12 protein-coding genes are annotated in these 12,428 nt (G+C 47.6%); all 12 read left to right on the forward strand.

What is annotated here, in order from left to right; translation table 11 throughout:
• Window positions 1-42 precede the first annotated feature (42 nt).
• The gene (gene topA / locus QMK20_RS10215; RefSeq protein ID WP_283655620.1) at window positions 43-2,145 is read left to right on the forward strand and encodes a type I DNA topoisomerase; all 2,103 of its coding nucleotides are present in this window, start codon (window positions 43-45) and stop codon (window positions 2,143-2,145) included.
• A 27-nt stretch (window positions 2,146-2,172) separates the two neighbouring features.
• Window positions 2,173-3,513 carry an FADH(2)-oxidizing methylenetetrahydrofolate--tRNA-(uracil(54)-C(5))-methyltransferase TrmFO gene (gene trmFO, locus QMK20_RS10220; RefSeq protein WP_283655621.1) on the forward strand — a complete coding sequence of 447 codons (1,341 nt, stop codon included), beginning with the start codon at window positions 2,173-2,175 and terminating at the stop codon, window positions 3,511-3,513.
• A gap of 26 nt (window positions 3,514-3,539) precedes the next feature.
• Window positions 3,540-4,082 (forward strand): ATP-dependent protease subunit HslV, encoded by a 543-nt coding sequence (hslV, locus tag QMK20_RS10225; RefSeq protein WP_283655622.1) that lies wholly within the window; start codon window positions 3,540-3,542, stop codon window positions 4,080-4,082.
• A gap of 36 nt (window positions 4,083-4,118) precedes the next feature.
• Entirely contained in the window at window positions 4,119-5,519 is a 1,401-nt protein-coding gene (gene hslU, locus QMK20_RS10230) for an ATP-dependent protease ATPase subunit HslU (RefSeq protein WP_283655623.1), read from the forward strand.
• A 408-nt stretch (window positions 5,520-5,927) separates the two neighbouring features.
• Entirely contained in the window at window positions 5,928-6,335 is a 408-nt protein-coding gene (gene flgB, locus QMK20_RS10235) for a flagellar basal body rod protein FlgB (RefSeq protein ID WP_044644874.1), read from the forward strand.
• Between the two features lie 6 nt (window positions 6,336-6,341).
• Window positions 6,342-6,794 carry a flagellar basal body rod protein FlgC gene (flgC, locus tag QMK20_RS10240; RefSeq protein ID WP_014281074.1) on the forward strand — a complete coding sequence of 151 codons (453 nt, stop codon included), beginning with the start codon at window positions 6,342-6,344 and terminating at the stop codon, window positions 6,792-6,794.
• 39 nt (window positions 6,795-6,833) lie between these two features.
• On the forward strand, window positions 6,834-7,148 hold the full coding sequence (gene fliE / locus QMK20_RS10245) for a flagellar hook-basal body complex protein FliE (RefSeq protein ID WP_283655624.1): 315 nt from the start codon (window positions 6,834-6,836) through the stop codon (window positions 7,146-7,148).
• Window positions 7,149-7,183: 35 nt separating this feature from the next.
• Window positions 7,184-8,770, forward strand: a complete 1,587-nt coding sequence (fliF, locus tag QMK20_RS10250) for a flagellar basal-body MS-ring/collar protein FliF (RefSeq protein ID WP_283655625.1) — start codon at window positions 7,184-7,186, stop codon at window positions 8,768-8,770.
• Window positions 8,771-8,781: 11 nt separating this feature from the next.
• Window positions 8,782-9,798 (forward strand): flagellar motor switch protein FliG, encoded by a 1,017-nt coding sequence (fliG, locus tag QMK20_RS10255; RefSeq protein WP_283655626.1) that lies wholly within the window; start codon window positions 8,782-8,784, stop codon window positions 9,796-9,798.
• A complete protein-coding gene (locus QMK20_RS10260; protein ID WP_283655627.1) occupies window positions 9,791-10,627 on the forward strand; it encodes a FliH/SctL family protein in 837 nt (278 codons plus the stop codon). The genes fliG and QMK20_RS10260 overlap by 8 nt, the downstream gene beginning before the upstream one ends.
• Window positions 10,614-11,933: a flagellar protein export ATPase FliI gene (fliI, locus tag QMK20_RS10265; protein WP_283655628.1), complete on the forward strand. Its 1,320-nt coding sequence runs from the start codon at window positions 10,614-10,616 to the stop codon at window positions 11,931-11,933. Before QMK20_RS10260 ends, fliI begins: the two co-directional genes overlap by 14 nt.
• A 10-nt stretch (window positions 11,934-11,943) precedes the next feature.
• Window positions 11,944-12,387: a flagellar export protein FliJ gene (gene fliJ, locus QMK20_RS10270; RefSeq protein WP_283655629.1), complete on the forward strand. Its 444-nt coding sequence runs from the start codon at window positions 11,944-11,946 to the stop codon at window positions 12,385-12,387.
• Window positions 12,388-12,428: the final 41 nt, after the last annotated feature.

The raw sequence follows: 12,428 nt of genomic DNA on the forward strand, positions 1-12,428 counted from the left end.
AAGTCTATCCTAATTGTACGTAATTGAGAGGAGGAAGAGCCTATGGCGGATTCACTCGTCATCGTGGAATCGCCTTCCAAGGCGAAGACGATCGGCAAATACTTGGGCAGCAAATATATCGTCAAGGCTTCCATGGGTCATATCAGGGATTTGCCAAAGAGTCAGATCGGCGTAGAGGTCGAAAATGATTTTAATCCCAAATACATTACCATTCGAGGTAAAGGCTCGATTTTGAAAGAATTAAAGGATGCCAGAAAAAAAGTGAAAAAAGTATATCTGGCGGCTGACCCGGATCGCGAAGGCGAAGCTATTGCTTGGCATTTGGCGCATGCGCTGGATTTGGACGATACAGCAGACTGCCGCGTTGTATTTAATGAGATCACAAAGCAGGCCGTCAAGGATGCTTTTAAAACACCACGCAAAATCAATATGGATTTGGTCAATGCCCAACAAGCACGGCGGATTCTTGATCGGCTTGTCGGCTACAAAATCAGTCCATTGCTTTGGAAAAAGGTAAAGAAGGGCTTGTCTGCAGGGCGCGTGCAGTCGGTTGCCGTGAAAATTATCCTAGACCGGGAAAACGAGATTAATGAGTTTGTGCCTGAAGAGTATTGGACGATCACAGCTAAACTAGCGATTAAGGACAGTACCTTTGAAGCGAAATTCCATCAGCTTCGTGGCGAAAAGAAAGAGCTCTCCAGCGAAGCGGATGTACAAGAAGTGCTGGAGGCTATCGGCAAGTCGTCTTACAAGGTCCGTGATGTGAAAGAGAAAGAGCGTTTGCGCAATCCTTCTCCACCATTCACGACTAGCTCCTTGCAGCAAGAGGCGGCTCGGAAACTCAACTTCCGTGCATCCAAAACAATGTCCGTGGCCCAGCAGCTGTATGAGGGTGTGGACTTGGGCAAGGAAGGAACCGTGGGTCTGATTACGTATATGCGTACGGATTCCACACGAATCGCCGTCTCGGCCCAAGAGGAAGCGAAGGAATTCATTATTCAGAAATATGGTGAAGCTTTTGTACCTGAAAGTCCTCGTCAATATTCCAAAAAAGCGGCCAACGCCCAGGATGCACATGAAGCGATTCGTCCAACCTCTGCGCTGCGTGATCCGGAAACGGTTAAGCCGTTTATGAGTCGGGACCAGTTCCGTTTGTACAAACTGGTATGGGAGCGTTTTATGGCCAGTCAGATGGCTTCAGCTATTATGGATACCTTGTCCGTTGATATTGAAGCGGGTGAGACCATATTCCGTGCAGCTGGCTCGAAGGTTCGTTTTTCAGGCTTCATGAAAGTGTATGTGGAGGGGAATGACGACGGCAAAACCGAAGAAGATAAGCTGCTGCCGCCGCTTAAACCGGGCGACAAGCTGAAAAAGGAATCGGTTGAGCCGAAGCAGCATTTCACGCAACCGCCTCCTCGTTATACAGAAGCACGGCTGGTGAAAACGTTGGAAGAACTGGGTATCGGACGTCCGAGTACGTATGCACCGACACTGGAAACTATTCAGAAGCGTGGCTATGTCGCCATTGAAGAGAAGAAGTTCTTCCCTACAGAGCTGGGAGAACTGGTCATCGAGCAGATGGAGGAATTCTTTCCTGAAATTCTGAACGTGGAATTCACGGCCAATATGGAAGGTGACCTTGATCACGTAGAAGAAGGCGAAGGAGACTGGGTCAAGGTCTTGAGTGACTTTTATGAGTCGTTTGAGAAACGTCTGGAAGTGGCAGAGGAAGAAATGAAGGAAATTGAGATAAAGGATGAAGAATCCGATGTCATTTGTGACAAATGTGGCAGCCCGATGGTGTATAAGCTCGGCCGCTTTGGTAAATTTCTAGCCTGCTCTGCGTTCCCAGATTGTCGCAATACGAAGCCGATTGTCAAGGATATCGGGATCAATTGTCCTACATGTGGTGAGGGCCATGTTGTGGAACGGCGGAGTAAAAAAGGACGTATCTTTTATGGGTGTGACCGTTATCCGGAATGCGATTTTGTATCCTGGGATAAACCATCCATTAAGCCTTGTCCAAGCTGTGATGGCCTAATGGTTGAAAAACGTACAAAACAGGGAACGAAGCTCAACTGTACCGTCTGTGATCACAGTGAAATGCTGGAAGATAGCGACGAGGGCGTAGAGACTTCATAAGAACAACAATAGCAGGGGGATTTAAACGTGAGTGAACCACTAAAGGTAACGGTCATCGGAGCAGGTTTGGCGGGCAGCGAAGCTGCCTGGCAGATTGCAAGCCGTGGTGTGCCTGTGAAGTTATATGAAATGAGACCGGTTGTTAAAACACCGGCACATCATACAGATAAATTTGCCGAGCTGGTGTGCAGCAATTCTTTACGGGCTAACGGCTTGACTAACGCGGTAGGTGTGCTGAAGGAAGAAATGAGAATATTGAACTCCTTGATTTTGAATGCCGCAGATCGTCATGCTGTTCCGGCTGGTGGTGCGCTGGCGGTGGATCGAGATGGATTTTCCGGCCATATTACAGATACCCTTCATCAACATCCGCTTATTGAGGTTGTCAATGAGGAACTTCAGGAAATTCCACAGGATGGGATCGTGGTCATTGCTACCGGGCCTTTAACTTCTCCGGCTTTGTCGGAACAGATTAAATCGCTGATGGGAGAAGAGTATTTTTACTTTTACGATGCGGCGGCCCCGATTGTGGAGAAGGACTCTATCGACATGAGTAAGGTTTATCTGGCTTCCCGTTATGATAAGGGAGAAGCAGCCTACTTGAACTGTCCGATGAATGAAGCGGAATTTGACGCTTTTTATGAGGCGCTGATTACGGCTGAGGTGGCACAAGTTAAGGAATTCGAAAAAGAAATTTATTTCGAAGGCTGTATGCCCATTGAAGTGATGATGCAGCGCGGTAAGCAGACGGCATTGTTTGGGCCGATGAAACCAGTCGGTCTCGTGAACCCACATACAGGAGAGTTGCCATATGCCGTTGTGCAGCTTCGTCAGGATAATGCGGCGGGTACACTGTACAACCTGGTTGGCTTCCAGACTCATCTGAAATGGGGAGAGCAAAAGCGCGTATTTTCCATGATACCGGGCCTGGAGAATGCAGAGTTTGTACGTTATGGTGTAATGCATCGCAACACCTTTATTAATTCTCCACAGCAGCTTCATCCGACCTATCAGTTCAAAGGCAGAAGTAATCTGTTCTTTGCCGGACAAATGACTGGAGTAGAAGGGTACGTGGAATCCGCGGCCTCAGGATTGCTGGCGGGAATGAATGCAGCGCGTGCGGCGCGTGGACAAGAAATGTTTGTGTTCCCTGCGGAAACGACACTCGGCAGTATGGCTCGTTACATCACAACCGCTGATTTCAAACATTTTCAGCCGATGAATGCGAACTTCGGTCTGCTGCCAAAGCTGGAAACGCGTATTCGCAACAAGAAGGAAAAGAACGAAGCGCTTGCTAACCGTGCGCTGGAAAGCTTGCGTGGTTACATCAACGAAGCGGAAGTTATGTCAGCCGAAGTACAGGCATAAGGATGAAGGAAAAGGAGGAGCGCGTTATGGATATATCCTTTCATGCTACCACCATCTGTGCTGTACGCCACAATGGCAAGGGAGCTATTGCCGGTGATGGTCAGGTAACGTTTGGTAACAGTGTCGTCATGAAGCAGACGGCAAAAAAAGTACGCAGATTATACCGTGGTCAGGTGGTTGCAGGTTTTGCCGGCTCAGTGGCGGATGCCATCACATTGTTTGAAAAGTTTGAAAACAAGCTGGAGGAACATCACGGCAACCTTCAGCGGGCTGCGGTGGAGCTGGCTAAGGACTGGCGGCAGGACCGTATCCTGCGTAAGCTGGAGGCTTTGATGATTGTTATGGATCAATCCGGAATGCTACTCATTTCCGGGGGCGGTGAAATTATTGAGCCGGACGATGATGTGCTTGCGATCGGCTCAGGCGGTAATTTTGCATTGGCGGCGGCGCGCGCATTCAAGCGTCATGGCTCCGGTATGGAGGCAAAGGATATGGCCCGGGAAGCGCTGGAGGTTGCCTCGGAGATATGCGTGTATACGAACAATCAGATTATCGTGGAAGAACTGTAAATCGGCTCTGAGTATTCAAGGGTGGAGGAGTGCAAAATGAATAATCAATCGTTGACGCCCAGACAAGTTGTATCCGAGCTGGATAAATATATTGTCGGACAAAAGCAGGCTAAAAAATCCGTTGCCGTTGCCTTGCGCAACCGTTATCGGCGCAGCAAGCTGCCGGACGATATCCGGGATGAAATTGTGCCCAAAAATATTTTGATGATCGGTCCGACGGGCGTGGGTAAAACCGAAATTGCACGCAGACTGGCCCGGCTCGTGGGAGCTCCTTTTGTTAAGGTAGAGGCGACTAAATTCACAGAAGTGGGTTATGTCGGCCGGGATGTGGAATCCATGGTGCGTGACTTGATGGAAACCTCGATTCGCATCGTTAAAGCGGAGCGGACGGAGAATGTGAAGGACAAAGCCGAGGACATGGCGAATGAACGGATTGTCAGCATTCTTGTACCTGCGGAGAAATCGAATAAATCCCAACGTAACCCTTTTGAAATGCTGTTTGGCAATAACACTGGGAATTCGGTAGAGGAAGAACCCCCACAACAGGACGCATCCTTGGCAGAGAAACGGCGTAAGGCTAAATTCGATCTGTTGTCCGGCAAGCTTGAGGATGAAGTTATTGAGATTGATGTGGAGGATACCGCACCAAATATGCTGGATATGTTTGCTGGGCAGGGAAATGAGCAAATGGGCATGAACATGCAGGAAATGTTCGGAAGCTTTCTGCCAAAGCGGACCAAAAAGCGCAAGTTGCCGGTGAAGGAAGCCCGCAAGGTGCTAATTCAGGATGAGGCTGCCAAGCTGATCGACATGGATGATGTCATTCAGGAGTCCGTGAAACGTGCTGAACAATCCGGTATCATTTTTATTGATGAAATCGACAAAATTGCCAGCCAGGGCAAGGGCAGTGGTCCTGATGTATCTAGAGAAGGTGTCCAGCGCGATATTTTGCCTATTGTCGAGGGTTCTACCATTATGACTAAATACGGCCCGGTAAGGACAGATTATATTCTTTTTATCGCCGCTGGAGCTTTTCATGTTGCTAAGCCTTCTGATCTGATCCCTGAGCTGCAGGGACGTTTTCCAATCCGTGTTGAACTGAGCAGTCTCACATTGGATGAATTTGTGTCCATACTGACAGAGCCTAAAAATGCGTTGACCAAGCAATACACGGATTTGCTTCGTACCGAAGAGATTGAAGTAGAATTTTCGGCGGAAGCCATCCGTGAAATTGCCAGCATTGCCGAGTCTGTAAACCGGAACACGGAAAACATCGGTGCGCGCCGATTGCATACGATTTTGGAGAAGTTGTTGGAGGATTTGTCCTTCGAGGCTCCGGAGCTTACTTTGGACCGCATGATCATTACCCCGGAATATGTTCGGGAGAAGCTGGGTGATATTGCCCAAAACAGGGACCTTAGTCAGTATATTTTATGAGCGGGAGCTTTTAAAATAGGATGCGTTGTCTAGAATAACACTATCTTGCACCGTCACATAGACCTAGATGAGTGTCCCTTAGATGATTTTTCTGTCTATTCCAAAAGTAGGACGTATAATCTTTTACAGGTGCAAAGTGCTAAGAAAACATTCATTTCATTGAAAAAAACCTGAAAAATTTAACATTTTATGCATCGAAAGCCCTCTTTTTTTAAAAAAGATAGGGCTTTTTTCTTATTGTAATTAGGTCCCAACTCTACGAAACTTAGAATATATGACACAAAGCAATTATTTTCTACTTAAGACCTAAGAGAAATGTATAATTATGAAATTTTATTGTCGAAAAAAAGTGAAAAATCTTGTTTTATTGAATCTTACTTTGGAGTAGACGCTGGAAGGAGGAGCTAAATGAATCTGCTGGGTGATATGAGCTTTCAAAAACTTCAGGCAGGTGTTCAGGCGGCAAATACGAGACAACGTGTGATAGCCAACAACATTTCCAATGAGGATACCCCGTATTTTAAGCGTTCAGAGGTTTCATTTGAAGAATTGCTTCAGCAGCAAATGGGTGGCGACGTGACACCATTACGTGGAAAAGTAACCAATGCGAAACATTTTCAGATAGGACCTGCGAACTCCATTCCAGATGCTGTGGTCACCAAAGATGGGTATTCTGTCATGAACAACAATATGAATAACGTGGATATCGACAGAGAAATGAGCCTTATGGCTGAGAATCAACTGAGATATAATACCTACATCCAAGAAATTAGTGAACGCATCAAAATGATGAGAACAGCGGTAGAAGGGAGATAGGACCAGGTGAAGATTAACAACGGCTTTGATATCAGTGCCTCTGCTCTTACGGCCCAAAGGTTGCGGATGGATGTCATATCAAGCAACATTGCCAATGCAGAGACAACCCGGGCAAAAGTGGAGAATGGACAAGCGGTTCCATATCGGAGAAAAACGGTTGTTTTGGAGCCTAACCAATCTCGGTTTGCCGATGTTTTGCAGGCTCAAATGGAAGGAAATGGAACAGGCGCCGCTGGCGTCAAGGTTTCGCAAATACAGGAAGATCAGTCACCTTTGAAGCCTGTGTACAATCCGGGTCACCCGGATGCTGATAAAGATGGCTATGTATATATGCCTAATGTAGACATTATGAAAGAAATGGTAGACATGATTTCCGCAACACGCTCTTACGAAGCCAATGTAACAGCTCTGAATGCATCCAAGGCAATGGTTTCCAAGGCACTTGAAATCGGTCGCTAAGTTCCAGGACTACTAACTACAGAATAGGGAGAGTAAAACATGATCCAGAACGCCATGTTTAATGTACAGACACCGGCAATACAGCAAATTCAATCGCCTAACAATGAGTTGACGAAAGCGACGCCTTCCGAATCCTTGAAGGATTTTGGTTCGTTCCTAAAGGATGCGCTCAATGAAGTGGGGCAGCAGGAAGCCGCTACACACACGATGTCCGACCAGTTCATGGCAGGAAAAGTTGATGTTGATCAGGTCTTGATCACTTCCCAACAAGCGCTGCTTTCTCTGCAGCTTACTACTCAAGTCCGAAACAAAGCGATTGAAGCCTATCAGGAGATCATGCGTACACAGATGTAAAGAGGATCTAGCAAAGTTTCGGATGGGGTGACGGAGTGAACGAGAGAATCGCCCAATATCGGGATAAGATTTCCGGGTATTGGAATAATTTCAGCAAAAAACAGAAGATATTACTTGTTTCGACATTGGCATTCATCATCATTGCCATTGTAGTGCTAACGATGCAGTTTACCAAAACCGAGTATGAAGTGGCTTTCCGGGATTTAAACGCAAACGATGCTGCCGGGGTCATTAAATATCTCGATTCTGCGGGTATTCCGTATCAGCTCAATGCTGGCGGGACGCAAATCGCAGTTCCAACCGCAAACGCGGATAAGGCAAAGGTAGATGTTGGGTCTCAGGGCCTAATTCAAAAGGGTTCAATCGGCATGAGTGCCTTTGACCAGTCCTCCTCGGCAATTGGTATGACGGAGAACGAGTTCAATGTGAAATACAATAACGCCTTGAACGGCGAAGTGCAGCAATTGTTGGAACGGATGGATGGTGTCCAAAGCTCCAAAGCTGTCATAAATATGCCGAAGGAAAACATTTTTGCTGGGCTTGAAGAAAAAGACAAAGCTTCTGCTTCGGTTCAAATGGAATTCGAACCTGGCTTTACGCCAAATCAGCAAGCCATCGACGGATACTTTAATCTGGTAAAGACGGCTGTGCCGAATTTGCCTGTAGAAAACATTACGATCACCAATAAGGAGTATGAACTGATTCCAACGGCCAAGGGCGGTCAAGGAGGTCTCTCCAGTGGTGTTGAGGAAAACATGGCTCTGCAGAAGAAGTTTGAGAGCGATGTAAGGAATAATGTCCAACAATTTTTGTCGAAAATTGTTGGCGAAGACAAAGTGAATGTGCTGGTTATGTCACAGCTAAATTTCGACAAAGTAACGTCGAAAGAGCAGATGGTCACACCAGTTGATCAAACGAAAATGAAGGGCATTGAAATCAGCGCCCAGCAAATTCAGGAAAGCTACACTGGCAGTAGTGGACAAACCGGAGGAGTCGCAGGAACAGGAACGCAGGATGTACCTGGTTACCCTGGAGGAAGCAATTCGGGCAACACAAGCTCAGATAAGAGCTCAAGCACAATTAACTACGAAGTTAACCGAATTGCGAAGGATATTATCCAAAGTCCGTACACTGTAAAAGATTTAACCATTAATGTAGCAGTTGAACCACCAACGGGGCAGCAAACTTTGGATGCAGCAACTCAGGCCGCAATCCAAAATATTTTGGTTAATATTGTAAGAGCTTCATTAGCGAATTCCGGTATTACTATTACAGACGCTGATTTAGCCAAAAAAGTTTCAGTGTTCTCTCAAACCGTACCGGCGCCAGCGAACACCAACACGTTTTTTTCAGCTTCCAACCCTTGGGTATGGGGCATCGGGGCTGCTGTACTGGCACTGTTGGCAGGCGTAATCTTCCTGATTGTACGCGGTCGTCGTAAGCAGCAGGAAGAAGAATTAGATGAAGATCTGCAACTTATGCCAACACCGACGGAGTTCCCGTCCATTACCATGGAAAGTGTGACAAATGAAAGTCAAGTGCGTAAACAGCTTGAGAGTCTGGCGAAAAAGAAACCCGACGAATTCGTCAATCTGCTTCGTACATGGCTGGCTGACGAATAGAGGTGAGTTCATTGGCAAAAGCAAGCAGTCAAGGTTTAACGGGAAGACAAAAAGCGGCAATTCTGCTAATCACGATGGGGCCGGAAGTATCTGCTCAAATATTCAAGCATTTGCGTGACGAAGAGATTGAGCAACTTACATTGGAAATCGCCAATGTGCGGAAGGTCGATGCAACGGAAAAAGATTCGATTATGGCTGAGTTTCATCAAATTTGTTTGGCTCAGGAGTACATTTCCCAAGGCGGCATCAATTATGCCAAAGAGATATTGGAAAAGGCACTCGGGTCGCAAAAAGCAGTTGAGGTCATTAACCGTCTGACGGCGACGTTGCAGGTGAGACCGTTCGATTTTGCCCGCAAGGCTGATCCAAACCAGATTTTGAACTTTATACAGAACGAAAATCCACAGACGATTGCTCTCGTGCTCTCGTACTTGCAATTTGAGCAGGCGGCGGCGATTCTGTCGTCCCTGCCACAGGAAAAGCAGGCTGAGGTGGCTCGGCGTGTCGCTGTAATGGACAGCACTTCGCCGGAAGTCATTTCACAAGTGGAACGTGTGCTGGAGCAAAAGCTGTCAGCAACCGCGACGCAGGATTACACGAATGCAGGTGGTATCGAGTCCATTGTTCAGATTTTGAATGGGGTAGACCGAGGGACCGAACGCACGATCCTCGACTCGCTTGAAATTCAGGACCCTGAACTGGCCGAGGAAATCAAGAAAAGAATGTTCGTATTCGAGGATATCGTCAATGTGGACAACCGTTCCATTCAACGTATTATCCGCGATATCGACAATGCCGATTTGCAGTTGGCGCTTAAAGTGTCCAGCGAAGAAGTACGCGATGTGATTTTCCGAAATATGTCGAAACGGATGGCAGAAACCTTCAAAGAGGAAATGGAATATATGGGACCGGTACGGCTGCGTGATGTGGAAGAAGCGCAGACTCGCATCGTATCGACGATCCGCAGATTGGAAGAGGCCGGTGAGATTATAATCGCACGCGGCGGAGGAGATGACATCATTGTCTAACTTGATCAAATCTTTCCAATATGTGCCTGTTGAAGCTTTGAAAACCATTGATGTGGCACATACGTATGCGCCAGAAACGTCGGACGAGGAAGTCACAACTGAACATATGGAGCCGGAACCACAGAGAGATTACGAGACTGAACGGCTCCGGGATGAAATGCTGAATGATGCCAAGGATTTTGCCGAACGGCAGGTTCGTGAGGCGGCTGAAGAAGCGGAACGGATGCTTCAGGAGGCGCAGCAGCAGATTGAAACCTGGTGGCAGGAACGCCGTGAGCAGGACGAGCAGTTAACAGAGTCCTTAAAGGCTGACGGGTTTCAGCAAGGCTATGAGGAAGGCCAAAAGTTGGCTGAGGCCGAGCTTCAGGTGAAATCGGAACAGATGATGGCAGAAGCGCAGGATATTTTGCGTCAGGCCTATGAGACCAAGGAGCAATTGATTCAGGAGGCTGAGCCTTTTCTGGTCGAGCTGAGTAGTTCTATTGCTGAGAAAGTTATTGAAAAACAGCTTAGTATTGAGCCTGAATATACCATTGAGCTCATTCGTAAAAACTTGGCTCGTAAGCGGGAAAAAGGAACAATTACACTGTGTGTGTCGCCTCAGCATTTCGCATTTGTGCAAGGTGCACGCGAAGAATTGTCATTAACTGTCGATTCGCAGGCAGAACTGCAAATTATTCCTGATGGAACTGTGAAGGATCGCGGCTGTGTTATTCGTTCTTCCTTTGGAAGTGTGGATGCACGGATAGATACACAACTGGCTGAGATCAAAAAGGAACTGCTGCGTCTGGCACATGAGAACGAGGAGCGAAGACATGAAGGGGCTTAATGCGCAGCGCTACATGGATCATTTGCGACAATTAGACCCGGTTCGGGTAAACGGCAAAGTGACACAGGTTATCGGTTTGATGGTGGAATCGGAAGGTCCGGACGCCAGTATTGGGGATGTTTGTTACATTTATCCGGGTAAAACGGCTAAGCCACTGCAAGCGGAAGTTGTAGGCTTTAGAGACAACAAGGTACTTTTGATGCCGCTCGGAGAACTGCAATCCATTGGTCCCGGCTGTGATGTCGTAGGAACAGGAAAGCCATTGAACGTGCAGGTGGGATCGGAGCTGTTAGGCAAAGTGCTGGACGGTTTGGGCCAACCTTTGGACGGTTCGTTGATTCCCTCACGGATGGCGAGATACTCGACCTTCAACATTCCATCGAATCCGCTGAGTCGCCCGCGTGTGCAGGAGCCGATCAGTATCGGTGTACGAGCCATTGACGGATTGCTTACCATCGGTAAAGGACAGCGGGTCGGTATTTTCGCAGGCTCCGGTGTAGGTAAGAGTACCCTAATGGGAATGATTGCCCGTAATACGGAAGCAGATGTGAACGTAATTGCTCTGATCGGGGAACGTGGACGCGAAGTGCTGGACTTTATTGAACGGGATTTGGGTCCGGAAGGGCTTGAACGTTCAGTAGTCATCGTGGCAACTTCCGACCAACCCGCGTTGATCCGTATTAAGGGTGCGCTCATTGCAACGACGATCGCTGAATACTTTCGTGATCGCGGATTGAACGTCATGCTGATGATGGACTCGGTAACCCGGTATGCGATGGCGCAACGTGAAGTAGGATTGGCAGTCGGTGAGCCACCGGCGATGAGGGGTTATACCCCTTCTGTATTCGCCAGTTTGCCCAAGTTGCTGGAGCGTGCGGGAACCGGGCCTACAGGTTCCATAACCGCTTTTTATACGGTGCTGGTCGATGGTGACGACATGAATGAACCCATCGCGGATGCGGTGCGCGGGATCTTGGATGGGCATATTGTGCTCAACCGGGGGATAGCGAATAAAGGACATTTTCCTGCAATTGATGTGTTAGCCAGCATTAGCCGGGTCATGAAGGATATTGCACCACGTGACCAGATTGACGCTGCCGAGAATATTAAGCGCCTGATGGCGGTTTATAAAGATTCAGAGGACCTGATTAACATTGGGGCTTATCAGCAGGGTTCGAATGCAGAAATTGACGAATCCATGGATCGCATACGGGATATATGGGATTTTACAAGGCAAAGAACGGATGAAAAGGTTGAGCTGGACGAGGTTCGTGAGCGTTTGATTTCTGAATTTACGAGGAGATGAAGGTTGAACGATGAGATTTCAGTATTCCTTTCAGAAAGTTGTAGACTTGAAAACCAACGAAAAGTCACAGGCCGAATGGTTGCTTTCCAGTGCTGTCGGACAATTGCAGGCTGAGGAGCAGACATTGATACAGCTATTAGGCGAAAGGAATCGGGTCATATCAGCCATTCAAAAGGCTGCCGAGGATTGCGCGCCGCTCTCTACCATTCAGGAATTACAGACTTACGTCAATCATCTGGATCAATGTATCACACGCAAGCATAGGGACGTTCAATATGCGCAGCAAAATGTGCAAAGCAAACAAACCGTTTTGACCGATAAAATGCTGGATGAACAAGTTTGGCTGAAAGCGAGAGAGAAGGCCAACGTGAAATTCCAACAGGAAATGCTCCTGCGCGAGCAGAACGAGCTGGATGAAATGGCTTCCGTGAGATTTGCCATGAAAGCCCGGTAAGCGGAAAGTCACAGGATACGCATATCAGCTGCCTGAGGAGG

It is taken from the genome of Paenibacillus sp. RC334, from assembly GCF_030034735.1.
Taxonomy (GTDB): Bacteria; Bacillota; Bacilli; order Paenibacillales; family Paenibacillaceae; genus Paenibacillus; species Paenibacillus terrae_A.